We start from the raw sequence: 26948 nt of genomic DNA, 5'->3' as shown, positions 1-26948 counted from the left end.
CCCGGATCGTCGAAGGAGCGCACCGGACATGGCTGGAAGAGAGAAACGCACGAGCCGAGGCGCCCCGTTGGGCCGGCGGACCATGCTGGGCATGCTCGGTGCGGGCGCAGCCGGGCTCGCCGCCGCGCCCTATCTGCAGCGCGGCTGGGAGCGGGCGCTGGCCGAGGCGTCCCAGGCCGACCCGACGGGACTGACCGGCCTGCTGCCGAACCCGGGCGGCTTCCGCTACTACAGCATCGTCGGCTCGGTGCCGCACAAGGACGAGACGAACTACGAACTGCGGGTCGACGGACTGGTGGACCGGCCGACGGCCTACACCCTCGGCGACCTGCGCGCCCTGCCGCAGACCCGGATCGTCCACGACGTCCTGTGCACCGACGGGTGGCGGGTGAACCGGACGCCCTTCGAAGGGGTGAGGCTGGCGGACATCCTCGACGCCTCGGGAGTACGCTCCGCCGCCACGGCGGTCCGCTTCACCTGCTTCGACGGTGCCTACACCGAAAGCCTCACCCTGGAGCAGGCCCGGCGTTCGGACGTCCTGGTGGCGCTGAAGATGCAGGACAAGCCCGTGACGCACGCGCACGGCGGGCCGGTGCGCCTCTATGTGGCGCCCATGTACTTCTACAAGTCCGCCAAGTGGCTGTCCGGTATCAGGGTCACGGAGAAGGTCGTTCCCGGCTTCTGGGAGGAGCGCGGCTATCCGGTCGACGGCTGGCTCGACGGCGCGGACCGGCAGAGCGATGCGGCCTGATCCGTCCGGCCGGGTCCGCCGCTTCAGCGCGGCGGAGCGTGCGGTGCACCGCGCCACCGGGGTGCTGATGCTGGTGTGCATGGCCAGCGCCGCCTGCCTGTACCTGGGCCCGCTGGCCCAACTCGTCGGCCGGCGCCATCTGATGGTCACGTTGCACGAGTGGTCGGGCATCGCGCTGCCGCTCCCCGTGCTTCTCGGGCTGTTCTCCGCCGACTTCCGGGCGGACCTGCGCCGGCTCAACCGCCTCGCGCCGGCTCAACCGCCTCGCGCCGTACGACCGGCAGTGGCTGCGGGCGGTGCGCGGACGCCGGACGTCCCCCGAGGCGCGTCCCGCGGGCAAGTTCAACGCCGGCCAGAAGATCTACGCCGGGTGGGTCGCCGGCGCCGTGCTGGTGATGATGTCCACCGGCCTGCTGATGTGGTTCATGGGGCTGCTGCCCTTCATCTCCCGGACCAGTGCGATCTTCGTCCACGACTGCCTGGCCTGGGCCGTCGTCATCGTCGTCATCGGGCACATGCGCATGGCGCTGGAGGATCCGGAGGCGCGGCTGGGGATGCGTACCGGCTACGTCAGCCGCTCCTGGGCGGAGCGCCATCACAGCCGGTGGCTGCGCGACTGACAGTCAACTGACGGTTGGCGGGACCGCGATACGTGTCCAGAGTGGGAACGGGCCGGCGGAATCCGGCCATCAGGACGCCGGCACACGAACGTCACCGGTTTAACAGGTGATAAAGTCCGGGGTGTTCCCGGAGCCCTGCTCGTGTGAGTTGCACATGTGCCGCCGTCTTGGCGCACACCTACTTCCTGGATGGGAAAGCGATGAAGAGACTTCTCACTGTCTTCGCCGTCGGCGGTGTTTCGCTGGCCGCGGCGGTCTTCCTGCCGAACGCGTCGGCGGAACCCCAGAAGCACGGCGCCGCCTCCGAGTCGCGCGACTGCCGGACGCTGTCCGTGCGGGCCCCGTCCGGCACCGCGGTGGAGAACGTCACCGCGGTCGGCCATCCCGCGGGCACGGTCGACGTGCCCCCGGTGACGCCGCTGCCGGAGGACCACATCCCCGACGTGCCGGCGTTCTGCGACCTGACGGTCACGCTGACCCACCCGGGCCAGGGCGACCATGCCAAGGTGCGGGTCTGGCTGCCCCTGGAGGGCTGGAACGGCCGCCTGCAGACGGTCGGCGGCAGCGCCTACGCCGCCGGCGACTACGGCTCGGCCATGGCGGTCGCGGTCAAGAACGGCTACGCGGCGGCGACCACCGACGCGGGCGTCAGCACCTACATAGACACCGGCTGGGCCCTCGACGGCGCGGGCCAGGTGAACGCGGCCCTGCTGGAGAACTTCGCCGCCCGCTCCGAGCACGAGGCGGCAGTCGTCGCCAAGGAGGTGATCCGCGGCTTCTACAGCACGCGCGCGTCCTACGCGTACTTCAACGGCTGCTCGACCGGCGGGCGCCAGGGCTATATGGAGGCCCAGCGCTATCCGGACGACTACGACGGCATCCTCGCCAACGCACCGGCCGTCAGCTGGGAGAAGTTCGAGGTCGCGACCCTGTGGCCCCAGGTGGTCATGAACCAGGAGGGGACCTACCCGTCCGCCTGCGAGTTCGGCGCCTTCACCAAGGCGGCCGTGACGGCCTGCGACCCGCTCGACGGGGCGCGGGACGGTCTGATCGAGGATCCGCGCGACTGCGGCTTCGACCCGCGCACGCTGATCGGCACCAAGGTCGTGTGCAACGGCACGGAGCTGACCATCACGGCGGCGGACGCGAGCGTCGTACGCAAGATCTGGGACGGTCCGCGCACCGACTCGGGCGAGGAGCTGTGGTCAGGTACCCCGATCGGTGCCGATCTGTCGGCTCTGGCGGGCGTCGGGCCCGACGCGAACGGCGAGATCAAGGGCTGGCCGTTCCCCGTGCCCGCGGCCTGGGTCGCGACGTGGGTGCAGAAGCAGCCGTCGCTCGACATCTCCACCATCACCTACAGCCGGTTCGCGGAGCTGTTCCAGCAGTCGGTGGCCGAGTACAACAAGGTCATCGGCACGGACGACCCCGACCTGTCCGCCTTCCGCAAGTCCGGCGGCAAGCTGCTGACCTGGCACGGTGAGGCCGACCAGTACATTCCCACGCAGGGGACCGTGCGCTACCGCGAGCAGGTCGAGCGGACCATGGGCGGCACCGACAAGGTCGACGAGTTCTACCGCCTGTTCCTCGCCCCGGGTACCGCCCACTGCGGTCTGAACAAGGGCGACGGCACGACCGACGACCTCGCCGCCCTGACCGCCTGGGTCGAGCAGGGCAAGGCACCGCGGACGCTGCCGGCCACCCTGGTGAACGACGCCGGCCAGACCGTCACCCGTGACCTCTGCGGCTACCCGCTGGTGTCCCGGTACAAGGGCACGGGCGACCCGGCCGACGCCGCCAGCTTCCGCTGCGCCCCGGCGTCGCTCGACTGACGCCGCCGGCCGGCTCACGGCCACGCCCCCGCCCCGCGCGCGCCGCGCGCCCCCCGGGGGCGGGGCGCGCCGCGCGCCCGCCCCGCCGCGCCCCGCCATCCATACACGCGCGACGATCGCGGGATGCGGATAGTTCTGTGTTTGATTTCCTTGAAGGCTACGACCTGCTCGCGGCGTTCTGGGTGACCGTGCAGCTCGCGCTGCTCTCCGCCCTGTTCTCCCTGGTCTGGGGCACCGTCCTGGCGGGTATGCGGGTCTCCCCCGTACCGCTGATGCGCGGCTTCGGAGCGGCGTACGTGAACATCGTGCGGAACACCCCGCTCACGGTGATCATCGTGTTCGCCGCGCTGGGCCTCGGTGACGTCTACGGCGTGACGTTCGGCGCGGACAACTTCGACTCCCAGTACTTCCGGCTGGCCGTCTTCGGCCTGTCGGCGTACACGGCCGCGTTCGTCTGCGAGGCGCTGCGGTCGGGCATCAACACAGTGCCGGTCGGACAGGCCGAGGCCGCCCGGGCGCTCGGTCTGAGCTTCACCCAGGTACTGACCCTGATCGTGCTGCCGCAGGCCTTCCGTTCCGTCATCGGCCCGCTGGCGAACGTGCTGATCGCGCTCACCAAGAACACCACCGTGGCGGCGGCCATCGGTGTCGCGGAGGCGTCCTTGCTGATGAAGGAAATGATCGAGAACGAGGCCCAGCTGGTCCTCATCTCCCTGGTGTTCGCCTTCGGGTTCATCGTGCTGACGATGCCCGTCGGCCTGCTCCTGGGCTGGCTCAGCAAGCGGCTGGCGGTGAAGCGATGAGCTCCGTCCTCTACGACACGCCGGGCCCGAAGGCCAAGGTCCGCAACGCCGTCTACACGGTCGTCTTCCTCGTCCTGCTGGCGCTCGGCCTGTGGTGGGCCATCAGCCAGCTGTCCGACAAGGGCCAGCTGGAGGGGAACCTCTGGGAGCCGTTCACCACGGAGCAGGCCTGGACGACGTATCTGCTGCCCGGTCTGGGCAAGACCCTGCAGGCTGCCGCGCTGTCCATGGTCATCGCACTGCCGCTGGGCGCGTTCTTCGGCATCGCCCGGCTCTCCGACCACCGCTGGGTGCGGGGCACGGCGGGCGCGATCGTGGAGTTCTTCCGCGCCATCCCCGTGCTGATCCTGATGATCTTCGCGAACCAGTTCTACGCGTCCAACACGGGCATCAGCAGCGATGTGCGGCCGATGTACGCCGTGGTCACCGGCCTGGTGCTGTACAACGCCTCGGTGCTGGCGGAGATCGTGCGGGCGGGCATCCTGGCGCTGCCCAAGGGGCAGACGGAGGCCGCGAAGGCGATCGGTCTGCGTAAGGGCCAGATGATGACCCTGGTGCTGCTGCCGCAGGCCGTGACGGCCATGCTGCCGGCGATCGTCAGCCAGCTCGTCGTGATCGTGAAGGACACGGCGCTCGGCGGCGCGGTGCTGACCTTCCCCGAGCTGCTCAGCTCCCGGCAGACGCTGTCAGCGAACTACGCCAACGTCATCCCGAGCTTCATCGTCGTCGCGGCGATCTTCGTGGTGCTGAACTTCGCGCTCACCACCTTCGCGAGCTGGCTCGAGGGCCGGATCCGGCGCGGCAAGAAGACGACCGGCGCGGTCGTCGGCGTCGACGAGGTCGAGGACCTCGCGACGGGGCGGGCGGTCTGACCCCGAACACGCGCAAGGGGCGGCGGTTTTGAACCGCCGCCCCTCCGTCATACGGGGCGCTGTCCAGCCAGCTTGACGCGGTGGTCGGCGAGTGGGTTGCATACGCCTTGTGATCGTGGACCCGGTGATCATCGTCGGGGCAGGACCCGTCGGGCTCACCCTGTCCTTGGCGTTGGCACACAGCGGCGTCTCCACCCTCGTCCTCGACGGTGAGACCTCCCCAGGCACCCCCCTTCCGCCCCGCCCTGCCCGCACGGCGGTGCTGCGCGCGCCGACCGTCGCGTTCCTCCAGCGCCTGGGGTGCACCACACTGGGGCTGCGGCTGGCGGGCTGGCGGGCCGTGCGGGGCAGGCGGACGGTGCTGCACCTGCCGTACGGCGAACCGGGACCCCTGCACGTACCGCAGCAGGCGCTGGTGGACGAGCTGCGCGCGTGGGCGACGGCCTGCGATCTGGTGACGCTGGTCCCCGGGGCGCGCGTCGACGCGATCGAGGCGGAGCCGGAGGGCGTCTCCGTGCACACGCGCGGCACGCCGGAGGACGACAAGGGCGTGTGGTGGCGCGGCAGTTACGCCGTCGGCTGCGACGGGGCGCGCTCCATCGTACGCAAGCTCCTCGACGTCCGTTTCGCCGGCCGGACGGCCGTCGAGCGGCACGCGGTTGCGGCCATACGCGCCGAACTGCCGTGGGCGGACGAGACGGTGCTGCACGGGACGCCGTCGGAGGTGTGCGCCCGCCCGCTCCCCGACGGGGTGTGGCGGCTGGACTGGCTGCTGCCGGCGGACGCCGGGCTGGTCACTCCCGAGGACATGGTCGCGCGTGTCGAGGCGACGCTGACGCGGTGGTGGGGGTCGGAGGTGACGGAGGGGGCGTACGAACTGCTGGACACCGGAGTGCACACCGTCCACCACCGCCTCGCGCACTCCTTCCACCGCGGCCGGGTTGCGCTGGCGGGCGACGCGGCGCATCTGGTGGGGACGCTCGGCGGCCGGCAGCTCGACGAGGGGCTGCAGGACGCGGAGAACCTCGCCTGGAGACTGGCCGCCGCCCAGCACGCGGGAGCGCCGGGAGGGCTGCTCGGCGGGTACACGGCGGAGCGCCGCGGCGTCCTGCGCCGCCGGCTGCGCGCCGCCGACCAGGCGCTGCCGATGGTGCGCCGCCGCTCCGGCGAGTGGCGGCGCGGCCCCGCGGTGTCGCTGCTGGCCGACGGGCATCTGGGGCGGGGCACGGTCGGGGCGGACGCGGTGTACGCGGCCGACCCGCCGGTGCCGTCGCTCACCGTCGGTACGGAGCTGGGGGCGCCGGTCGACGACGTGCCCGTCATCGCGGCGGACGGCACGGAGACCACCCTGCACGCCCGGATAGGGCGGACGGTGCTCGTGGTGTTCGTGGCGCCGGGCACCCGCGTCTGGCACCACAGCAAGTGGCTGAAGGCCGGGCTGATGCCGTCGCTGGTGCAGGCGGTGGAGGAGCTGCCGGTGCGGGCGTCGCTGCTGGTCGCGGAGGGGTATCCGGGCGCGCCGGCGCACGCGGTGCTCGTCGTACGGCCGGACGGGCGGCTCGTCGCCGCGCTGCCGGGGGTGGACGCGGCGGCGCTGCGGGCGTGCGTGGAGGCCGTCGTCGGGTGACCGGTGGCGCCCCGCGCGGGCCCGTTGTCGGCGCCGCGTGATAGAACACTGCGCCTGGGGCGATCACCTGGTGGCAGCCCCGTGGATCTGGGAGGGGGGCCACGTATGGCACTGCTGGGCCGCCGCCGTTCGGCGGACAGGGGGGACCGGGGCAGGACGGGCAGATGGGGGGCGCGCCTCTCGCGGCCCGCCGTCGACCCGGACTTCGGCGATCCGCGGCTTCCCGCGCTGCGCGCCGCCGCCACTTCGGGCGACTGGCCCGCCCTGCGCGACGGACTGGCCTCCGTCGACGACGAGGACCGCACCTGGCTGCTGTCCCGGCTGACCGAGGTGCCCGGCGTCGAGGTGTGGATCCGCGAGGCCGTCGCGGCGGAGCCGGACTCCGCGCTGGCGCTGCTCGTGGCGGGCGCCCGGCAGGTGGCGTGGGCCTGGGAGGCGCGGACCGGGGCGCGCGCGTCCCAGGTCTCCGAGGACCAGTTCCGCGTCTTCCACGAACGGCTCTGCCAGGCCGAGGAGTGGCTCTACGAGGTGGCGGAGCGCGAGCCCGGCTGGCTGGCCCCCTGGCTGTGGCTGCAGACGAGCGGGCGCGGACTGGAGATAGACACCGGTGCCGCGCGGCGGCGCTTCGCCGCCGCCGTGCGCCGCGGCCCCGGCAACCTCCTCGTCCACCAGCAGCACCTGCAGCAGATCGCCGCCAAATGGGGCGGCTCGCACGAGGAGATGCACGCGTTCGCCCGCCGGTCCATGCTCGCCGCGCCCGAGGGCAGCCCCCTGGGCGAGCTGGTGGCGCTCGGGCACATCGAGGAGTGGCTGGACCGGGACGAGACGGCGAACGACTACATCCGCCGCCCCAAGGTCGTCGCCGAACTGCACGAGGCGGCGCGGCGTTCGGTGCTGCACCCGGACTTCCGGCGAACCCGCGAGTGGATGCTGCCGTACAACACCTTCGCCATGGCGTTCTCGCTGGCCGGTGAGCACGGCGCGGCCCGGCCCCTGTTCGCCGCGCTGGACGGCGCGGTGACGGAGTTCCCCTGGTTCTATCTGGCGGACGGACCGGAGCGCGCCTTCCGCAAACACCGCGACCAGGCGCTGTCCTAGGCGGCGGCCCCTCCCCTGCCCGAAGGCCGCACCTCCCGCCGTACCGGCTCGACCGTCCGAACGAAAGGCCCGCCCAGGTGTCCCCTGCCGAATCCGGGACCGCGCACACCTTCCAGGTGGATCTGCGCGGCCTGGTCGACCTGCTCTCCCACCACCTCTACTCCAGCCCCCGCGTCTATCTGCGCGAGCTGCTGCAGAACGCCGTCGACGCGGTCACCGCCCGCCAGTCCCGCGAGCCGGGAGCTCCGGCCCGGATCAGCGTGCGGACGGACGGCGGCGCGCTGACCGTGACGGACACGGGCATCGGCCTGTCCGAGACGGACGTGCACACCTTCCTCGCCACCATCGGCCGCAGCTCCAAGCGGCGCTCCGACGGCGCCCTGGACGGTGCCGGACTGGAGGCGGCGCGGGCCGACTTCATCGGCCAGTTCGGCATCGGGCTGCTCGCGTGCTTCGTGGTGGCGGACGAGATCGAGGTCACCAGCCGCTCCGCCGCGACACCCGGCGCCCCCGCGGTGCGCTGGCGGGGCAGCTCCGACGGCAGCTACACGATCACCGTCCTGCCGTCCTCCGCGATGCCGGAGCCCGGCACCACCGTGCGGCTCGCGCCGCGCGCCGACGCCGCCGAGTGGACGGCGCCCGCCCAGGTCCGTTCCCTGGCCCGGCACTACGGCAAGCTGCTGCGGTACGACGTGCTGGTGGACGGCTCGCCGGTCAACACACCCGCGCCGTGGACCCGCCCCTACGCATCGCCGCTCGCCCGCCGCGAGGCGTACACCGAGCACTGCCGCGCCACCTTCGACTTCACCCCGCTCGACACCATCGAGCTGGACCTCCCGGTCGTCGGCCTGAAGGGCGTCGCCCACGTCCTGCCGGACGCCGCGCCGCCGTCGAAGCGCGCCGGGCACCAGGTGCACCTGAAGGGCATGCTGGTCTCCGACCAGGCCGCCGAACTGCTCCCCGAATGGGCGTTCTTCGTGCGCTGCGTGGTCGACGCCGAGGGGCTGCGGCCGACGGCCTCGCGCGAGGCGCTGTACGAGGACGAGACCCTGGCGGCCGTCCGCGACGCCCTCGGGCAGCGGATACGCGACTGGCTGACGGCGCTGGCGGCGAGCGATCCGGCCCTGCTGCACCGCTTCCTGTCCGTGCACCATCTCGCCGTCAAGGCCCTCGCCCGGCACGACGACGACCTGCTGCGGATGCTGCTGCCGTGGCTGCCGTTCGAGACGACGGACGGCCATGTGACGCTCGACGAGTTCGCCCGCGGCCACGCCACGATCCTGGTGGCGCAGACCGTGGAGGAGTTCCGGCAGGTGGCGCCGATCGCCGGCGCGGCCGGACTGGGCGTGGTGAACGGCGGCTACACCTACGACCGCGATCTGGTGCACCGCCTCCCCGAGATCCGCCCCGGCACGACGGTGGCCGATCTGGACCCGGTGACGGTCGCCGCCCATCTGGACCCGGTGGACGTGGCGGTGGAGCTGTCCGCGGCCTCGTTCCTCGCGACGGCCCGCGAGGTCATGGCCCAGTTCGACTGCGACGTGGTGCTGCGCAGCTTCCACCCGGTGAGCGCGCCGGCCCTGCTGCTGGACAACCGCGAGACCCGGCACGAGCGCACCCGCGCCCGGCTCGCCGACGAGGCGGACGGTATGTGGGCCGGCATCCTCGGCGCGCTGCGGGCGGAGGCCCCGCGCGCCCAGCTCGTACTCAACCACCTCAACCCGCTGATCAAGCGCGCCGCCTCGCTGTCCGGCCGGGAGCTGACCGTCACCGCCGTGGAGGCGCTGTACGGACAGGCGCTGCTGCTCACCCGGCGGCCGCTGCGCGCGAGCGAGTCCGCCCTGCTCAACCGGTCCTTCATCAGCCTGCTCGACCACGCCATGCACGGCCAGGAGGCGGCCGTCGGCGACAGCCAGGAGGAGTCATCGTGACGGACACCCCACAGGCCGTGCTGGAGGAGCTACGGCTCAACAACGAGCGCCCCTACGGCCGGCAGCGCACCGTGGCGGCGGAGCAGCTGGTGGACGCCGCCGACCAGTTCGACGACGCCGAACTGCTGGTCACGGCGCTGCTGGAGCTGATGGAGGCGTACGAGTACGACGCCGAGCCGCGTAAGTCGCCGGTGGTGTTCGCGCGCGTCCTGAAGCTCTGGGACGACAAGCCCGAGGCGTTCAGCGAATGGGAGGCCGGCCAGGTCTTCTGGCGGTTCAAGTGGGTGGCCGCGGCGCTGCTGCGCGTACCCGAGGTGCCGCTGGAGGCCGTACGGCAGTGGCACGAGGAGATGCGCGACCGCTACCGGGGCGCCGGACACGGACTGCAGCCGTACTACGGCATGCGCTACCAGCTCGCCGCGCACACCGGGGCGGCCGTCGAGGACGCGTACGACCTGTGGGCGACGCGGCCGCGCACCGAACTGACCGACTGCGCGGCCTGCGAGGTGCGCCACCGGGCCGTCCACCAGGTGCTGCTGGGCGACGACGACGCGGCGCTGACGGAGTGGGAGCCGGTCCTCACCGGCGAGGGCACGTGCAGCGAGGAGCCGCACACCAGCCAGGCGTACGCCCTGCTGCCGCTCGTCCGCGCGGGCCGTCTGGACGAGGCCCGCTCGGCCCATCTGGCCGGCTACCGCCGCTCCCGCGGCCGCTCCGCCACCGGCGCGGAGATCGGCCTGCACCTGGAGTTCTGCGCGCTCACCCGCAACGAGGGGCGCGGGCTGGAGGTCCTCGCGGAGAACCGGGAGCTGTTCGGCGGCGCGAGCGACCCCCTCGCGCACCTCGACTTCCTCACCGGCGCGGAGGTCCTGCTCGCGCGGCTGGCGGACGCCGGACACGGCGACGCGGAGGTGAGCGGCCCGCCCGGCCGCGGCTGGACGGCCGCCTCGCTGCTGGACCACGTGCGTACGGAGGCGGCTGCCCTGGCGGCCCGGTTCGACGGCCGCAACGGCACGTCCGCGGTCGGCGACCGGCGCCGGGCCCGGCTGACGCGGCAGCCGCTCCTCGCGGAGCCCCTGCCGCTGGGCGTGCGCGCCCCGGCCGTCGTGACGCCCGCCCCGGCTCAGGCGCCGGCCGCGACGGAGATACCGGAGGACTTCGCGGAGCTGGTACGCCGGGCCCGCGAGCACCGGGACACCGGCCGGCCCGGCGACGAACCGCTGTGGCACCGCATCGGGGAACGCCTCGACGCGGGCGCGGAGGCCCCCGACCCGAAGGTGCGCGCCGAGCTGGCGGTGCACCGGGGGCTCGAGTTCTGGAACCGTGACGAGAAGTGGACCGCCGGACGCGCCCTCATGGCCGAAGCGGCGGCGCTCTTCGAGGAACTCGGCTGCGAGGGCGAGGCGCTGGGCGCGCGTGCCCGGCTGGCGACATCGCACTTCCGTGCCGAGGAGCCGGCCGAGGTGCAGGACGCCGCCTGGGCGAGCCTGGAGGAGATCCTGCACCGGGCGGAGGAGCTGCGCTCCGGCGCCGACGGCGGCATCGACGACCGGGACTACCTGCTGGTCCTCCACTGCCGCACCAGCTGCGTGCACCACCGCCTGACGGAGGCGCTGCCCGAGGCCCCCGAGGAACTGGAGCGGGAATTCCTCGACGCCGCGCACGCCCTGCGCGACGCCGCCGACGCCCTCGGCGTACCGCACCGCAGGGCCGTGGCGCTGAGCATGCTCGGGCATGTCGCCGCCCGCCGGGAGCGGTTGGACGAGGCCGAGGCCCTGGTGCGCGAGTCGGTCGACCTGGTGACCGCGGCCGGGGAGCCCTGGCGCGGCAACCGCAACGTGCTGCTGCTCGCGCAGATCACCCTGCAGCAGGAGCGCCACGAGGAGGCGTCCGACCTGGTGCACCGCGCCGTCGCGGACGCCGTGCGCTGGGGCGAGACCGACTTCCCGCACGGCCCCGCGAAGGGGATGCTCGGCCACGCCCGGATGCATCTGGGCGACGCCGAGGGCGCCGCCCGGGCGCTGACGGAGGCCGTCGACTGGTTCGACCGGCACAAGGACCACGAGGAGGCCGCGTCGGCCCGGCTGCAGCTCGCCGACGCCCTCTCCTGCGCGGGACGGGCCGCCGACGGGGTCGCCGTGCTGGAGTCGATGCTCGGGGACGCCGGGTCGCTGGAGGAGCGGCTGGCCGCGCAGGCACGGCTCAGCCTCGGTCGCGGGCTGCGGGCGCTGGGCGAACACCGCGCCGCGGCACAGGAGTTCCTGCTGCTCGCCGAGCAGACCGCCGACTGGCCGGAGCAGGACATCCACACCATGGTCGCGTGCGACGCCGCGAGCGCCCTGGCCGCGGCAGGCTCCTGGGAGGCGGCCGACACCGCCCGCGAGCGGGCCCTGGCGGCCCACGGGCGGGCGCCGCGCCACGACAACGTGACCCCGATGCTCTGCGAGTCCGCCCAGCATCTGATGGACCAGCAGGGGGCCGACGCCCTGGACCGGGCGCTGGCGCTGCTGGCGACGGCCGACGAGCTGCTCGCCGAGGCGGCGGTCGGCGAGGAGCCGGTGCCGGTCTGGTACCACCAGGGAGCCGTCCGCTACCGGCGGGCCCGCTGCCTGGCGGAGGCCGAGCGGTTCGAGGAGGCGCTCGGCGAGCTGGAGGCGTCCATCGCCGGTTACGCGGAGGGCGGCCCGCAGGCGGAGGAGCCCCGGGCCGAGTCGGTACGGGTGGCCGCGATGATCGAGGGCCACGCGCTGGGCCGCCCGGCGGCGGCCGTCACGCGGCTCGGCGACGCGATACGCCGGTGCGAGCAGGCGGGGCACATGGAGGCGGCGAGGATCCTCGCCGCCCTGCGCGAGCAGTTGGCCGGACGAGGGTGAGGGGGGACCATGACCCGTTGGGGACTGATCGTCGAGGAGACGACCGGGAGCGGTGAGGCGGCGCGCTGGACACCGAGGGTGCTGGCCGTCGTCGACGGCGGCAGGGGCGAGGCGCTCGCCCGGCTGGAGCGGTTCGCGCGCCAGTACCAGCCACAGCACCCGATGATGCCGAAGCAGCGCTGGCTGTTCGAGACGGCGGACGGCTTCCTGCTCTTCCTGGAGGGCCGGCGGTCGGAGTACCACTGCCGGTTCTCGGCGGTCGAACTCGTCTGCGACAGCACCGGGTACGAGCGTCCCTCCGGGCCGCAGGACGCGCCGCCTCACCGGGGGTGACGGTCGGCGCCTCGCGGGGGTGACAGCGGGGCGTATGGCCGGGTTGACGGCGGGGCGTTGGCTGGTTGACGACGGGGCGTTGGCTGGTTGACGTCCGGGCTCCTCGCCGGGTTGACCGCCGGCCTCGGGACGCGCCGCCCGACCGGGGCCGACGGCCGGGCACCCGCGGACACCGCAGTAGGCTGCCGCCCATGCTCATCGCCGCCGCCTGCTGCCCCTGTCCGCCGCTGCTCGTGCCCGAGGTCGCCGCCGGCGCCGCGCCCGAGCTGGACGCGCTGCGCGCCGCCTGCACCGACGCGATCGGCCTGCTGGCCGCCGCCCGGCCGGACCGGCTGGTGGTCCTCGGCCCCGCCGAGCAGGAGGGCCGCGGTCCGCATCCGCAGGGGGCGCCCGGTTCGTTCCGGGGCTTCGGGGTGGACCTGACCGTCCGCCTCGGCCCGGGTGACGCCGGGCCGGAGGGCGAGCGGACGCTGCCGCCGTCCCTGGCCGTGGCGGCGTGGCTGCTGGAGCGCACCGGCTGGTCGGGCACCCCGGTCGAGGGCCTGGGCGTCGGCGAACCGCTGCCGACCGCCCGCTGCCTGGAGGTCGGCGGCGAACTGGCCGCCGGCGCGGGCCGGGTGGCGCTGCTGGTGATGGGGGACGGCACGGCCTGCCGTACGCCCAAGGCGCCCGGCTACTTCGACGAGCGGGCCGAGGCCTTCGACCGGGACGCGGCCCGCGCCCTGGGCACCGCGGACCTGGCGGCGCTCACCACCCTGGACGAGGAGCTGGCCTTCGACCTCCAGGCGAACGGCCGCGCGTGCTGGCAGGTCCTCGCGGGCGCCGCCGAGGGCGCGGACCTGGAGGGCCGCCTGCTGTACGAGGACGCTCCGTACGGGGTGGGGTACTACGTGGCGGCCTGGTCGTAGGGCCGGATCGTCCCGGCGGCGACGGCCCCGCGGGGCTCACCTCACGGTGACGGCCCGGCTCACCTCATCTCGGCGGGCACGGCCATCGCGTCGCAGACCGCCCGCCACACGTCCTTCGCGTCCCACCCGTCGGCGAGCGCCTCGTGCACCGTGCGCCCTCCCAGTTGCGACATCACATGATCGCGCGCGAAGGAGTCGACGTACGCCTCACCGAAGTACGCCGTCATACGCTGCCAGAAGACCGTCAACCACATGCGTCCATTATCGCGCCCGCCGTCAGCTACTTAGAGTGCTCCCCCGCAGCGGCCCGCCCGCGGGCCGCGGACCCGGGCATACGGTCGGTGCATGCCTGAAGGCCCCGCACCCCGGCTCGCTTCCGCCGAGCACTTCGTCTGGCTCACCGCTCGCGTCCTCGAACAGCGCAGGTATGCCTACCACTTCCGCGACGAGACTGACACCGGCGCGGACGGGGTCGAGGCGGCGCTCGAGGCGTACCGCAACCCGGACGGCGGCTACGGGCACGCGCTGGAGCCCGATCTGCGCGGGCCCGTCAGCCAGCCCCTGCACACCGCCCACGCGCTACGTGTCCTGGACTCCGTCGGCCGCTGCGCGGGGCGGCGGGCGGAGCGCGTCTGCGGCTATCTGACGGACGTCTCCACACCCGACGGCGCCCTGCCCGCCGTGCACCCGTCCCTCGACGGCTACCCGCACGCCCCCTACGTACCCGTGGTGGACGACCCCGAGGGGAGTCTGCTGACGACCGCTCCCGTCGTCGGGCTGCTGAACGCCAACGGCGTCTGGCACGCGTGGCTCTTCCGCGCCGCCGACTTCTGCTGGCGGACCATCGAGGCCCTGCAGGACACGCATCCGTACGAGGTGCAGGCGGCGGTCGCCTTCCTCGACAGCGCGCAGGACCGCTCGCGCGCCGAGGCGGCGGCGGAGCGGCTGGGCCGTCTGGTCCGCGAGCAGCGGCTCGCCGTCCTCGACCCCGCCGGGGCCGCGTCCTGGCCGGTGAGCGAGGGGTACGCGCCCGGCGAGCACCACTACGTCCCCGATTTCGCCCGCAGTCCCGACTCCCTGGCCCGCCGCTGGTTCAGCGACACGGAGATGGCGGCGGGCCTGGACTTCCTGGCGGGGCAGCAGCAGGAGGACGGCGGCTGGCCTGTGCGGTGGCGCACCTGGGCCCCGGGTTCGGAGCTGGAGTGGCGTCCGCTGGTCACGCTGGAGGCGCTGCTGACGCTGCGGGCGTACGGATGGCTGGGCCGCTGAGCGGGGGTCGTCCGGTGACCGCTCGGCCGCCGAGCGGCTCAGCCGGTGACCGCCCGCACGCCCGCCGTGACGACGACGGCGACCGCGATCACGACGAGGAAGGGCGCGCGCAGGATCAGCGCGGCGGCCGCCGCCGCGACGCCGGCCGCACGGGCGTCGATGACGAGGTCCCTCTGCGCGGCGAACGTCTGCTGGGCGGTGAGCGCCGCGAGCAGCGCGACGGGCAGCAGGGCGGCCAGCTTCTTGACGACGGGCCGCTCGAGCACCCCCGCGGGAACGGAGAGCCCGAGGAGCTTCACGCCGTAGCAGCCGACGATGGTGAGGACGATGGCGATCCAGGCGTTCACGGGCGTTCCTTCTCGTCGGCGGTACCGGTCGTGCGGCGCCCCTGTACGAAGAGCACGGCGGGCGCGGCGAGCGCCGCGACGAGCACCGGTACACCGGCCGGAAGGACCGGAAGGAAGCCGAGGCCGAGCAGGACGGCGAGGCCGGCGACCGTCCGCTCGGTGCCGGTCTTGAGCATCGGGGCGAGCAGCGCCAGGAAGCAGGCCGGTCCGGCGGCGTCCAGCCCCCAGGCGTTCGGATCGCCCAGGGCGGACGCGCCCAGCGCGCCCAGGAGGGTGGTCAGGTTCCAGATGACGTACAGGGTGAGACCGGTGACGACGAAGCCGACACGTGCCGTGCGGCGCGTCGGCTGCGTGATGGAGACGGCCGTCGTCTCGTCGATGACCCACTGGGCGGCGAGCGGCCGCACCCGGCCCGGGAACTGCAGCAGGGGCGCGAGGCGCAGCCCGTAGAAGCAGTTGCGCACCCCGAGGAAGAAGGCGCCCGCGGCGGCGGTGTACGGGTTCCCGCCGGCGGCCAGCGCCCCGACCAGGGCGAACTGGCTCGCGCCAGTGAACACCAGCAGGCTGAGCAGGCAGGTCTGCAGCGTGCTGATCCCGGAACCGGCAGCCGTCACGCCGAAGGCGAAGCCGCTGAGGCCGACGGCGATGCCGACGCCGAGGGCGTCACGTATCGCACGGCGGTCGGCGTCCGGGGCGGGACGGTCCTCCTCGACGGGGTCGTACGGGGGTGCGGTCTCTTGTGCCATGAGGAGCACGGTAGGCGACGAAACGACGACCGGTCTTGTACGTTCTTGCGCGACCCCGACCTACGCCCCCCGAAGGTCTGGGGGCGAAGCCCCCGGAATCCTTTCGCCCGCGCACCCCGCCGCAGGCGGCTAACGCATCCGCTCCCGCCGGTACGCCCCCGGCGGCACCCCCACGATCCGGCTGAAGTGCCGGCTCAGGTGCGCCTGGTCCGTGAACCCGACGTCCGCCGCCGCCCGCGCGGGCGGTACGCCGCCGTCCAGCAGCCGGCGCGCCCGGCGGACCCGGGCGTCGGTGAGCCAGGTGTGCGGCGGCATGCCGTACTCCTTGCGGAAGGCCCGCAGGAGCGTGAACGGGCTCACACCGAGCCCGGCCGCGAGCTTGTCCAGGGTCGGCGGCCGCAGCAGGTCCTCCTCCAGCACCGCGCGCGCCCTCCGGGCCACCGCCGCGCCCCCGTCCGCCCGCGAGCGTGCGGGCATGGGGCGCCCGTGCCGGCGCAGCACCTGCGCCACCGCGAGCCGGAACAGCGAGTCCGCGGCCAGCGCGTTGCCCTCGTCGAGCGCGCGGTGGACGCGCGCGACCAACTGGGCCGCCGCCGGGTCGTGGACGGCGGACGTGGAGAAACGGGGCGTTCCCCGTAGAGCCGACATATCGGCGGCTATCCGGCCCACCACCTCGACCGAGGGGTAGAGCACGCTGTACGTCCACCCCTCCGGCACGCCCGCGTGCCCGGTGTGCACGGTGTCCGGATCGACCAGGGCCAGCCCGCCGGCCCCGACCCGCTGCAGTCCGCCGGGCACCTCGAACGCCTCCACGCCCTCCGTGATCGCACCGATCACGAAGGATTCGTGGGTGTGCCGCACGAACCGTTTCTCCACGTAGCGGGCCTGCAGCAGGTCGACCCCGGGCAGGGCCGGGTCGACCCAGTGCCTCGCCTGCTCGTACCCGCTGGTCATGGGGTCAATTGTGTCCGTTGTCAGTGGGTCGGTGCACGATGGGGGCATGGCGAATCCGTCGGAGTCAGCAGCGCTCGATGCGTTCTCCCCCGCGACCAGGGCCTGGTTCACGGGGGCGTTCGACGCGCCCACGGCCGCCCAGGAGGGGGCCTGGCAGGCCATCGGCGCGGGCTCGGACGTGCTGGTGGTGGCGCCCACGGGCTCCGGCAAGACGCTCGCGGCGTTCCTCTCCGCCCTGGACTCCCTCGCGAGCACGCCGCCGCCCGCGGAGCCGAGGAAGCGCTGCCGGGTGCTGTACGTCTCACCGCTGAAGGCCCTCGCGGTGGACGTGGAGCGCAACCTCCGCTCGCCGCTGACGGGCATCCGGCACGAGTCGGCCCGCCTGGGCCTGCCCGAGCCGGACATCAGGGTGGCGATCCGATCCGGCGACACCCCGGCGGCGGAGCGCCGCGCCATCGCCACCCGGCCGCCGGACATCCTGATCACGACGCCCGAGTCCCTGTTCCTGATGCTGACCTCGGCCTCCCGGGACGCCCTCGCGGGGGTCGAGACGGTGATCCTCGACGAGGTGCACGCGGTGGCGGGCACCAAGCGCGGCGCCCACCTGGCGCTCTCCCTGGAGCGGCTGGACGCGCTGCTGCCGCAGCCGGCCCGCCGGATCGGCCTGTCGGCGACGGTGCGCCCGGTGGACGAGGTGGCCCGGTTCCTCTCCCCCGGCCGCCGGGTGGAGATCGTCCAGCCGCCCTCCGCCAAGGAGTTCGACCTGTCGGTCGTCGTACCCGTCGAGGACATGGGCGAGCTGGGCGGCTCCCCGGTCCAGGAGGAGGGCGCGACGGACAAGCCGTCGATCTGGCCGCATGTGGAGGAGAAGATCGTCGACCTGGTCCAGGACCACCGCTCGACGATCGTGTTCGCGAACTCCCGCCGCCTCGCCGAGCGCCTGTGCAACAGGCTGAACGAGATCGCGTACGAACGGGCCTTCGGCGCCCCGCTCCCGGAGGACTCCCCTCCCCCGGCCGAGATCATGGCCCAGTCGGGAGCCGCCAAGGGCGCCGCCGCGCTGCTGGCCCGCGCCCACCACGGCTCGGTGTCGAAGGAGCAGCGGGCGCTGGTCGAGGAGGACCTGAAGGCGGGCAGACTGCCGGCCGTGGTCGCCACGTCCAGTCTGGAGCTGGGCATCGACATGGGCTCGGTGGACCTCGTCGTCCAGGTCGAGTCGCCCCCCTCGGTCGCCTCCGGGCTGCAGCGGGTGGGACGCGCCGGTCACCAGGTGGGGGCGGTCTCCCGGGGCGTCGTCTTCCCCAAGTACCGCGGCGATCTGGTGCAGTCGGCGGTGGTGACGGAGCGGATGCGCGAGGGGTCCATCGAGTCCCTGCGGATCCCGGCGAACCCGCTGGACGTGGTGGCCCAGCAGATCGTGGCGATGGCCGCGATGGACACCTGGGACGTGGACGAGCTGCTCGCCCTGGTCCGCCGCGCGGCCCCCTTCGCGTCCCTGCCGGAGTCGGCGTACACCGCCGTGCTGGACATGCTCGCGGGCCGCTATCCGTCCGACGCCTTCGCCGAGTTGCGGCCGCGTGTGGTGTGGGACCGCGTGGCGAACACCGTACGCGGGCGCCCGGGAGCGCAGCGGCTGGCGGTCACCTCCGGCGGCACGATCCCCGACCGCGGGCTGTTCGGCGTCTTCCTCGCCGGCTCCGACCCGAAGAAGGGGGGCGGCCGGGTCGGCGAGCTGGACGAGGAGATGGTGTACGAGTCCCGGGTGGGCGACGTCTTCACCCTGGGCACGACGTCCTGGCGGATCGAGGACATCACCCGCGACCGGGTGATCGTCTCGCCCGCCCCCGGCGTCCCGGGCCGCCTGCCGTTCTGGAAGGGCGACCAGCTCGGCCGCCCGCTCGAACTGGGCCGCGCGCTGGGCGCGTTCCTCCGCGAGCTGACCGGACTGCCGCCGGAAGCGGCCCGGGAGCGGCTGTTCGCCGCCGGTCTCGACGTCTGGGCCGCGGACAACGTCCTGGCCTATCTCGGCGAACAGCGCGAGGCGTGCGGCCATGTGCCGGACGACCGGACGATCGTCGTCGAGCGCTTCCGCGACGAGCTGGGCGACTGGCGGATCGTCGTCCACTCCCCCTTCGGCGCGCAGGTGCACGCCCCGTGGGCGCTGGCGGTGGGCGCCCGGCTGACCGAGCGGTACGGCATGGACGCGCAGGTCATGCACGCCGACGACGGCATCGTGCTGCGGCTGCCGGACGCCGATCTGATGGGCCTGGACCTGCTGGACTTCGACCCCTCGAAGGTCGGCGCCGAGTACGACACCGAGCAGTCCCCGGTGGGCGCCGCGGACGTCCTGTTCGACAAGGGGGAGGTCGACCAGATCGTCACGGACCAGGTGGGCGGCTCCGCGCTGTTCGCCTCCCGGTTCCGCGAGTGCGCGGCGCGCGCCCTGCTGCTCCCCCGCCGCAGCCCCGGCAAGCGCACCCCGCTGTGGCAGCAGCGCCAGCGCGCGGCGCAGCTGCTGCAGGTGGCGAGCGAGTTCGGGTCGTTCCCGATCGTGCTGGAGGCGGTCCGCGAGTGCCTCCAGGACGTCTTCGACGTCCCCGGCCTGGTGGAGCTGATGGGCGACATCGAGGCCCGCCGGGTGCGCCTCGTCGAAGTCACCACCGCCGAGCCCTCCCCCTTCGCCCGCTCACTGCTCTTCGGTTACGTCGCCCAGTTCCTGTACGAGGGCGACTCCCCGCTCGCCGAACGGCGGGCGGCTGCCCTGTCGCTGGACTCCCGGCTGCTGGCCGAACTGCTCGGCCAGGCGGAGCTGCGGGAACTGCTGGACGCCGAGGTGCTGCACGAGCTGGAGCGCGAGCTGCAGTGGCTGACCGAGGACCGCCGGACCAAGGACGCCGAGGGCGTGGCGGACCTGCTGCGGCTGCTGGGCCCGCTCACCACCGACGAGCTGGCGCAGCGCGGCGCCGAGCCCGACTGGGCGGCGGAGCTGGAGCGTGCACGCCGGGCCATCCGGGTGCGGATCGCGGGCCGCGAGCACTGGGCGGCGATCGAGGACGCGGGCCGGCTGCGCGACGCCCTCGGGACGGCGCTCCCCGTGGGCGTGCCGGAGGCGTTCACCGAGCCCGTACCGGACCCGCTGGGCGACCTGCTCGCCCGTTACGCCCGCACGCACGGCCCGTTCACCTCGGTGGCGGCCGCGGCGCGCTTCGGGCTGGGCGCGGCGGTCACCGAGGGCGCGCTGCAGCGACTGGCGGCGGCCGGTCGGGTGGTGCAGGGCGAGTTCCATCCGGCGGGCATCGGCCAGGAGTGGTGCGACGCGGCCGTGCTGCGCCGGCTGCGCCGCCGTTCGCTGGCGGCGCTGCGCGAGGAGCTGGAGCCGGTGCCGCCGGCGGCACTCGCCGCGTTCCTGCCGCAGTGGCAGCAGCTGGGCACGCACAGCCTGCGCGGACCGGACGGACTGCTGCGGGCGATCGAACAGCTGCAGGGCGCGCCGGTGCCGGCCTCGGCGCTGGAGAAGCTCGTGCTGCCGTCCCGCGTCTCGGGCTACACCCCGGCCATGCTGGACGAACTCACGGCCTCCGGCGAGGTGGTCTGGGCGGGCGCGGGCGCCCTGCCCGGCAAGGACGGCTGGATCTCCCTGCATCTCGCGGACGCGGCCCCGCTGCTGCTGGGCGAGCCGCACCCGCTGGAGCTCACGCCGCTCCACCAGGCGGTGCTGGACGCGCTGACCGGCGGTTACGGCCTGTTCTTCCGGCAGATCTCCGACCAGGTGCGGGCCGCACACCCGGACGCCACCGACGTCCAACTCGCCGACGCCGTCTGGGACCTGGCCTGGTCGGGCCGGCTCACCAACGACACCCTCAGCCCCCTGCGGGCCCTGCTCGGCTCGGGCCGCACGGCGGGCGCCACCGCTCACCGCGCCAAACGGCCGGTGCCGCGCGGGCGGTTCGGCTCCGGCGCGCTGGGCGCCCGGCCCACGGCCTCACGCCAGGGACCGCCCACCGTCGCGGGACGCTGGTCGCTGCTGCCGGACCGGGAGACGGACACCACGCTCCGCGCCCACGCCCTGGCCCGCACGCTGCTCGACCGGCACGGCGTGGTCACGCGCGGGGCGGTCGCGGCGGAGGGCGTGGAGGGCGGCTTCTCGGCGGCGTACCGGGTGCTGTCGGTGTTCGAGGAGTCGGGCCAGGCGCGCCGCGGCTATGTGGTCGAGGGCCTGGGCGCGGCACAGTTCGCGATCGACGGCGCGGTGGACCGGCTGCGGGCCGTCGCGTCCGCCAAGGAGCGCAACGCGGACCCGCCCGCACCGGACGGGCCCGGCTGGCTGGACGACCCCGTGCGCCGGTCCGGATCCCCGGCCGGACCCCGGGCACTCGTGCTGGCCGCCGCCGACCCGGCCAACGCCTACGGCGCTGCGCTCGGCTGGCCCGAACCGCCCCAGGGCTCCACGCACAAGCCCGGCCGCAAGGCGGGCGCGCTGGTTGTCCTGCTGGACGGCGAGCTGACGATGTACGTCGAACGGGGCGGCAAGACGCTGCTGGTGTGGCCGGAGGCCACCGACGCCCGCTTCACCGCGGCCGCGGACGCGCTGGCCGCCGCGGCGAAGCAGGGCGCGCTGGGCTCGACGGTGACGATCGAGAAGGTCAACGGCACCGCCGCGCTTGACTCCCCGTACGGCCACGCCCTGGAGATGGCGGGCTTCCACGCGACCCCGAGGGGGCTGCGGCTGCGGAGCTGACGGTAGGGACGGCGCGGGCGGTCGGGCGCGCCCCACACCCGTCCGGGACCCGCGGCGTCCAGCATGCCGGACAGCCGAACGTCCACCGAGACCACGACCAGGCCGGCCACCACACCACGCCTCCGCACGCCCACCCCCGGGACATCCGCCGACCGGTGCGGGACACGTTGGGGCACACATCCCCGGCCGGGAGACAATGCCCCTATGCCCGAAGGCGACACCGTCCACCGCGCCGCACACCAGCTGAACGAAGCCCTGGCCGGCCGCGTGCTCACACGCAGCGATCTGCGCGTCCCGAAGCTCGCCACCGTCGACCTCACGGGCCGCACGGTGCGGGAGGTACTCCCCCGCGGCAAGCACCTCCTCACCCGCATCGAGGGCGGCCTCACCCTCCACTCGCATCTGCGCATGGACGGCGTCTGGCGCGTCTACGCCGAGGGCGAACGCTGGCGCGGCGGCCCCGGTCACCAGATCCGCGCGATCCTCGGCAACGCCGAGCAGACAGCCGTCGGCTACCGCCTCCCCGTGCTCGAACTCCTGCGTACCGACGAGGAGGACAAGGCCGTCGGCCACCTCGGCCCCGACCTCCTCGGCCCCGACTGGGACGCCGCCGAGGCCCTGCGCCGGCTGCTCGCCGACCCCGGCCGCCCGCTCGGCGAGGCCCTGCTGGACCAGCGCAATCTGGCGGGCATCGGCAACGTCTACAAGTCCGAACTCTGTTTCCTGGTCCAGACGAACCCCTTCGCCCCCGTCTCCGCGGTCGAGGACCCGCGACGCCTCGTCGACCTGGCGAAGAAGCTGCTGGAGGCCAACAAGGACCGCGTCGCCCGCGTCACCACCCCCAGCACCCGCCCCGAGCGCCGGCTGTGGGTCTACGGCCGTGCCGGGCAGCCGTGTTTCCGCTGCCGCACCCTCGTCCGCGACGGCGAACAGGGCCCCGTCGCGGGCCAGGAGCGCGTCACGTACTGGTGCCCGAACTGCCAGCCGGGGCAGCCCCCGACCAATTGACGGACCGTCAGATCCCGCCGTACCGTCGCCGCATGCCCCTCACGGCGTACGACCTCACCGGACGCACCGCCTTCGTCACCGGAGCCGCGAGCGGCATCGGCCGGGCCACCGCCCGGCTGCTGGCCGAGGCCGGCGCGCACGTCCACTGCGCCGACCGCGACGAGCAGGGCCTGCACGAGACGCTCAAGGACCTCGGGGAAGGCACCGCCCACGTCCTCGACGTCACGGACCGCCCGGCCGTACGCGAGGCGATGCCGGAGCGGCCGGACATCGTCGCCGCGATCGCGGGTGTCATGCACCGCAGCAGCGTGCTGCAGACGGCGGAGGAGGACCTCGACCGGGTCCTGGCCGTCAACTTCAAGGGCGTGCTGTTCACCTGCCAGGCCGCCGCCGACCGCATGATCAGCGCCGGGACACCGGGCTCGATCATCACCATGGCCTCCGGCGCCGTCGACGCCGGCACCCCGGAGCTGCTCTGCTACTCGGCGGCCAAGGCCGCCACCGTCCAGCTCACGAAGACCCTGGCGGGCGAGGTGGGCCGGCACGGGATACGGGTCAACGCCGTCGCCCCGGGCTGGATCCGTACACCGATGACCGAGCGCGACAGCGCCGAGGCCCAGCAGCGGACGGAGGCCCTCATGACGCGGATGTCCCCGCTGGGCCGGGTCGGCGAACCGGAGGACGTCGCGCACGCCGTGCTCTATCTGGCCTCCGACGCGTCCGCCTTCGTCACGGGCCAGATCCTGCGGCCGAACGGCGGCGTCGCGATGCCGTGGTAGCGCGGACATGACCAAAAAGGCGCTAAAGCAACGCCAAAGACCTAAAGCAACACCAAAACCGGGGCAGCAAGAGCCGACGCAGGCCGAAGCCGACGCGCCACCAAAGCCGGAGCAACGCAAAAGCCCGGCCCCCCGCCAAGGGGAGCCGGGCCCTGCCAGTTCTTCGCTTACGCCGCGGCGACGCCCACGGTCTCCTTCGGGGCCTTGATCGTCACACGCTCCTCCGGGATGCCCGTGACAGACGTCACAGTGAACGTCCGCACCGGCGCCGGGATCGTCTCGGACGCGGCCGACTGCGCCAGCTCGGCGAGCGCCAGCTCATCGCTGACCTCGCGCATCAGCTCCGACATCCGCATGTCCAGCGCATCACAGATGGCGGACAGCAGCTCGGACGAAGCCTCCTTCTGTCCCCGTTCCACCTCGGAGAGATATCCGAGGGAGACCCGGGCTGACGAGGAAACCTCGCGCAGAGTTCGGCCCTGACGCTGGCGCTGCCGACGCAGCACGTCACCCAGCAGGCGACGGAGCAGAATCATGCGTGGCTCCCTCCTCCTCGGACCTCGGTATCGGATCCTCTGCCCTCCACCGTACCCTCTCGAACCACGTCAGTGCGTCGGGCGATGTCATCTTCGGCGTTCGCCCAGCGAGGAAGCGGCCCGGGTTTAGAAGGGGGGAAAGGCCACCCACGACACCCGGCACCGTACGGCAGAAGATCCGTCTCAGGGGTTGGAACGCTCCTCCGCGCCGTAATGTTCCCCGCCCGGCAGGTCCCCGACGAGCGCCTCCGCGTCGCCTTCCGCGGCACCGCCGGAACCCTGGGCCGCCACCGCACCCGGCGCACCTGCGGCACGCACCACCCGCTGCAGCAGCTCCAGCGCCGCCAGCACGGTCGCCGAACGGATCTCGTCGCGGTCGCCCTCCAGTGCGAGGCGCACCTGCTCGTTCTGCCCGCCGGGCCCAGCGGCCGCGACGAACACCGTGCCGACCGGCTGCCCGTCCTGCGGTTCCGGGCCGGCGACGCCCGTCGTGGACAGCCCCCAGTCGGCGCCGAGCCGCCAGCGCACCCCGGCCGCCATCTGCCGGGCCACCTCGCCGTCGACGGCCCCGCGGTCGGCCAGCAGATCGCCGGGTACGCCCAGCAGGTCACGCTTCAGGTCCGTCGCGTACGCCGTCACCGAGCCGCGGAACGTCCGCGACGCCCCGGGTACGGCCGTCAGCGCACCCGCCAGCAGCCCGCCGGTCAGCGACTCGGCGACGGCCAGCGACCAGCCGCGGTCCTCCAGCAGCCGGAGGGCCTCCGCCGCCGCCTCGTACGACGGGCCGCTCGGCCCGTACGACGTGCCGCTCACCGGCCCACCGCCTCGGCCCGCCGCGCGGCCAGCCCCTTCCGGCGCAGCACGACGGCCTGCCTGACGTAGTCGAAGCCGGTCACGACGGTGAGCACCACCGCGACCCCCATGATCCAGAAGCGCAGCGTGGCCAGCGGCCCGGTGAGCACCAAAATGTACATTCCCACCGCTACACCTTGAGCGAGGGTCTTCATCTTTCCGCCGCGGCTCGCCGGAATGACACCGTGCCTGATGACCCAGAAGCGCATCAGGGTGATGCCGAGCTCGCGGAAGAGGATCACGCCCGTCACCCACCACGGCAGATCGCCGAGCACCGACAGGCTGATCAGGGCAGCGCCCATTATCGCTTTGTCGGCAATCGGGTCGGCGATCTTCCCGAAGTCGGTGACGAGGTTGTACCGACGCGCCAGCTCGCCGTCGAACAGGTCCGTGATCATCGCGATGGCGAACGCCGCCCAGGCGAACGAACGCCAGGCCGGGTCATGCCCACCGGCCCCGAACATCAGCACGAGGAAGGCCGGCACCAGCAGCAGCCGGACCATGGTCAGGATGTTCGCGATGTTCCACAGGGACACCTGCGACGGCAGCGGACGCGCAGCGCTCATCTCCCGGCCCCCTCAACGGCCAGACACTCGGCCACCAGGTCGACGCCCTGCGCGGCCACGGCCTTCGCGGTGACGAACATGCCCGGCACGAGGTCGCCACCGCCCGTGAGGACGACCTGGCCGTCCGTCTCGGGCGCCTGGTGGGCGGCCCGCCCGACGACCCCGTCCTCCTCGTCCACCGACTCCACCAGCACGGAGAGCGTCTCGCCCAGCCGCTCCTCGGCCCGCTGCGCGGTCAGCTCCTCCGCCAGCCGGGACACCCGCGACAGCCGCTCGGCCACCACGTCCGGGTCCAGCTTGGCCTCGTAGCCCGCGGCCTCGGTGCCCTCCTCGTCGGAGTACCCGAAGACGCCGATCGCGTCCAGCCTCGCGGCGCCCAGGAACCGCTCCAGCTCCTCCAGGTCGGCCTCGGACTCCCCGGGGAAGCCCACGATGAAGTTGGACCGCACACCGGCCTCGGGCGCCTTGGCGCGGATCTGCTCCAGCAGGTCCACGAAGCGCTCGGTGTCGCCGAAGCGGCGCATCGCGCGCAGCACACCGGGCGCGGAGTGCTGGAAGGACAGGTCGAAGTACGGGGCGACCTTCGGCGTCGAGGTCAGTACGTCGATGAGCCCCGGCCGCATCTCGGCGGGCTGCAGATAGCTGACGCGGATCCGCTCGATGCCGTCGACCTCGGCGAGCGAGGGCAGCAGGCTCTCCAGCAGCCGGATGTCGCCGAGGTCCTTGCCGTACGACGTGTTGTTCTCGGAGACCAGCATGATCTCCTTCACGCCCTCACCGGCCAGCCACCGCGTCTCACCGAGTACGTCGGCGGGCCGGCGCGACACGAAGGACCCGCGGAACGAGGGGATGGCGCAGAACGAGCAGCGCCGGTCGCAGCCGGAGGCGAGCTTCACGGAGGCGACGGGTCCGCCTTCGAGGCGGCGCCTGAGGGGCGCCCGCGGGCCGGAGGCGGGCGCCACACCGGCGGGCAGATCGGCCGGGGCCTCGGCAGCCTGGCCGTGCCCGGGCAGCGCCACAGCGGCGTCCTGACGCTCCGCCGGGGCCAGCGGCAGCAGCTTCCGACGGTCACGGGGCGTGTGCGGTGCGTGCACGCCGCCGGACAGGATGGTCTGCAGCCGGTCGGAGATGTCGGCGTAGTCGTCGAAGCCCAGCACGCCGTCGGCCTCGGGCAGCGCGTCGGCCAGCTCCTTGCCGTAGCGCTCGGCCATGCAGCCGACCGCCACGACGGCCTGGGTGCGGCCGTGGTCCTTGAGATCGTTGGCCTCGAGCAGCGCGTCGACGGAGTCCTTCTTGGCGGCCTCGACGAAGCCGCAGGTGTTCACGACGGCGACGTCCGCCGCGGCGGCGTCCTCGACGAGCTCCCAGCCGTCCGCCGCGAGCCTGCCGGCGAGTTCCTCGGAGTCCACCTCGTTACGGGCGCAGCCGAGGGTGACCAGGGCGACGGTGCGGGTTTCTGGGGGGTGCGGCATGCGACCAGGGTACTTTGTCGCTCCCCTGGCAGG

The 26948-nt window shown here is 73.6% G+C and carries 22 protein-coding genes and 1 pseudogene; 15 read left to right on the top strand and 8 right to left on the bottom strand.

From position 1 onward, the window contains the following. Positions 1–28: 28 nt before the first annotated feature. The 11 genes and pseudogenes from AB0M28_RS14765 (at position 29) to AB0M28_RS14715 (ending at position 13648) form a co-directional block, all read left to right on the top strand. On the top strand, positions 29–751 hold the full coding sequence (locus AB0M28_RS14765; protein ID WP_365403370.1) for a molybdopterin-dependent oxidoreductase: 723 nt from the start codon (positions 29–31) through the stop codon (positions 749–751). Further along, positions 741–1371: pseudogene (locus tag AB0M28_RS14760) on the top strand (cytochrome b/b6 domain-containing protein). The gene AB0M28_RS14765 and the pseudogene AB0M28_RS14760 overlap by 11 nt, the downstream one beginning before the upstream one ends. A gap of 200 nt (positions 1372–1571) precedes the next feature. Then, on the top strand, positions 1572–3203 hold the full coding sequence (locus tag AB0M28_RS14755) for a tannase/feruloyl esterase family alpha/beta hydrolase (RefSeq protein WP_365403367.1): 1632 nt from the start codon (positions 1572–1574) through the stop codon (positions 3201–3203). Between the two features lie 137 nt (positions 3204–3340). Next, positions 3341–4006 (top strand): amino acid ABC transporter permease, encoded by a 666-nt coding sequence (locus AB0M28_RS14750; RefSeq protein ID WP_365403364.1) that lies wholly within the window; start codon positions 3341–3343, stop codon positions 4004–4006. Continuing rightward, positions 4003–4878, top strand: a complete 876-nt coding sequence (locus AB0M28_RS14745) for an amino acid ABC transporter permease (RefSeq protein WP_365403361.1) — start codon at positions 4003–4005, stop codon at positions 4876–4878. The genes AB0M28_RS14750 and AB0M28_RS14745 overlap by 4 nt, the downstream gene beginning before the upstream one ends. A gap of 109 nt (positions 4879–4987) precedes the next feature. Continuing rightward, a complete protein-coding gene (locus AB0M28_RS14740) occupies positions 4988–6505 on the top strand; it encodes an FAD-dependent monooxygenase (protein WP_365403358.1) in 1518 nt (505 codons plus the stop codon). 105 nt (positions 6506–6610) lie between these two features. Beyond that, positions 6611–7603 (top strand): hypothetical protein, encoded by a 993-nt coding sequence (locus AB0M28_RS14735; RefSeq protein ID WP_365403355.1) that lies wholly within the window; start codon positions 6611–6613, stop codon positions 7601–7603. A gap of 77 nt (positions 7604–7680) precedes the next feature. After that, positions 7681–9534: an HSP90 family protein gene (locus AB0M28_RS14730; RefSeq protein WP_365403352.1), complete on the top strand. Its 1854-nt coding sequence runs from the start codon at positions 7681–7683 to the stop codon at positions 9532–9534. Then, positions 9531–12407, top strand: coding sequence for a hypothetical protein (locus tag AB0M28_RS14725; RefSeq protein ID WP_365403350.1), 2877 nt, complete (start codon positions 9531–9533; stop codon positions 12405–12407). Before AB0M28_RS14730 ends, AB0M28_RS14725 begins: the two co-directional genes overlap by 4 nt. A gap of 9 nt (positions 12408–12416) precedes the next feature. Next, positions 12417–12740 carry a hypothetical protein gene (locus AB0M28_RS14720; protein WP_365403347.1) on the top strand — a complete coding sequence of 108 codons (324 nt, stop codon included), beginning with the start codon at positions 12417–12419 and terminating at the stop codon, positions 12738–12740. Positions 12741–12931: 191 nt separating this feature from the next. Continuing rightward, complete coding sequence (locus AB0M28_RS14715) at positions 12932–13648, top strand: class III extradiol dioxygenase subunit B-like domain-containing protein (RefSeq protein WP_365403344.1); 717 nt, start codon at positions 12932–12934, stop codon at positions 13646–13648. Between the two features lie 59 nt (positions 13649–13707). On the opposite strand, the gene AB0M28_RS14710 is transcribed toward AB0M28_RS14715, so the two are convergent. After that, positions 13708–13902 (bottom strand): DUF3046 domain-containing protein, encoded by a 195-nt coding sequence (locus AB0M28_RS14710; RefSeq protein WP_365403341.1) that lies wholly within the window; start codon positions 13900–13902, stop codon positions 13708–13710. Positions 13903–13993: 91 nt separating this feature from the next. Here AB0M28_RS14710 and AB0M28_RS14705 point away from each other — a divergent pair, with 91 nt between their 5' ends. Then, positions 13994–14917 carry a hypothetical protein gene (locus AB0M28_RS14705; protein ID WP_365403339.1) on the top strand — a complete coding sequence of 308 codons (924 nt, stop codon included), beginning with the start codon at positions 13994–13996 and terminating at the stop codon, positions 14915–14917. Positions 14918–14955: 38 nt separating this feature from the next. Here the strand turns inward: AB0M28_RS14705 and AB0M28_RS14700 are convergent, their stop codons facing one another. From AB0M28_RS14700 to AB0M28_RS14690, 3 genes are all read right to left on the bottom strand, one after another. Continuing rightward, positions 14956–15264 carry an AzlD domain-containing protein gene (locus AB0M28_RS14700; RefSeq protein WP_365403336.1) on the bottom strand — a complete coding sequence of 103 codons (309 nt, stop codon included), beginning with the start codon at positions 15262–15264 and terminating at the stop codon, positions 14956–14958. Further along, the gene (locus tag AB0M28_RS14695; RefSeq protein WP_365403334.1) at positions 15261–16010 is read right to left on the bottom strand and encodes an AzlC family ABC transporter permease; all 750 of its coding nucleotides are present in this window, start codon (positions 16008–16010) and stop codon (positions 15261–15263) included. Before AB0M28_RS14695 ends, AB0M28_RS14700 begins: the two co-directional genes overlap by 4 nt. Positions 16011–16139: 129 nt before the next feature. Then, positions 16140–16964 carry an AraC family transcriptional regulator gene (locus tag AB0M28_RS14690; RefSeq protein WP_365403331.1) on the bottom strand — a complete coding sequence of 275 codons (825 nt, stop codon included), beginning with the start codon at positions 16962–16964 and terminating at the stop codon, positions 16140–16142. Positions 16965–17010: 46 nt separating this feature from the next. On the opposite strand from AB0M28_RS14690, the gene AB0M28_RS14685 reads away from it, so the two are divergent. The 3 genes from AB0M28_RS14685 (at position 17011) to AB0M28_RS14675 (ending at position 23489) form a co-directional block, all read left to right on the top strand. Further along, the gene (locus tag AB0M28_RS14685; protein ID WP_365403328.1) at positions 17011–21702 is read left to right on the top strand and encodes an ATP-dependent helicase; all 4692 of its coding nucleotides are present in this window, start codon (positions 17011–17013) and stop codon (positions 21700–21702) included. A gap of 204 nt (positions 21703–21906) precedes the next feature. Continuing rightward, complete coding sequence (locus AB0M28_RS14680) at positions 21907–22710, top strand: DNA-formamidopyrimidine glycosylase family protein (RefSeq protein ID WP_365403325.1); 804 nt, start codon at positions 21907–21909, stop codon at positions 22708–22710. 32 nt (positions 22711–22742) lie between these two features. Beyond that, on the top strand, positions 22743–23489 hold the full coding sequence (locus AB0M28_RS14675) for an SDR family NAD(P)-dependent oxidoreductase (RefSeq protein WP_365403322.1): 747 nt from the start codon (positions 22743–22745) through the stop codon (positions 23487–23489). Positions 23490–23656: 167 nt separating this feature from the next. On the opposite strand, the gene AB0M28_RS14670 is transcribed toward AB0M28_RS14675, so the two are convergent. From AB0M28_RS14670 to rimO, 4 genes are all read right to left on the bottom strand, one after another. Then, positions 23657–24025 (bottom strand): helix-turn-helix transcriptional regulator, encoded by a 369-nt coding sequence (locus AB0M28_RS14670; protein ID WP_365403319.1) that lies wholly within the window; start codon positions 24023–24025, stop codon positions 23657–23659. Positions 24026–24208: 183 nt separating this feature from the next. Beyond that, positions 24209–24838, bottom strand: a complete 630-nt coding sequence (locus AB0M28_RS14665; protein ID WP_365403316.1) for a CinA family protein — start codon at positions 24836–24838, stop codon at positions 24209–24211. Beyond that, positions 24835–25443, bottom strand: a complete 609-nt coding sequence (gene pgsA, locus AB0M28_RS14660) for a CDP-diacylglycerol--glycerol-3-phosphate 3-phosphatidyltransferase (protein WP_365403314.1) — start codon at positions 25441–25443, stop codon at positions 24835–24837. The genes AB0M28_RS14665 and pgsA overlap by 4 nt, the downstream gene beginning before the upstream one ends. Continuing rightward, complete coding sequence (gene rimO, locus AB0M28_RS14655) at positions 25440–26915, bottom strand: 30S ribosomal protein S12 methylthiotransferase RimO (RefSeq protein WP_365403311.1); 1476 nt, start codon at positions 26913–26915, stop codon at positions 25440–25442. The genes pgsA and rimO overlap by 4 nt, the downstream gene beginning before the upstream one ends. Between the last annotated feature and the right edge of the window lie 33 nt (positions 26916–26948).

It is taken from the genome of Streptomyces sp. NPDC051940, from assembly GCF_040680895.1.
Lineage (GTDB): Bacteria > Actinomycetota > Actinomycetes > Streptomycetales > Streptomycetaceae > Streptomyces.
This window is presented reverse-complemented; position numbering and strand designations above follow the sequence as displayed.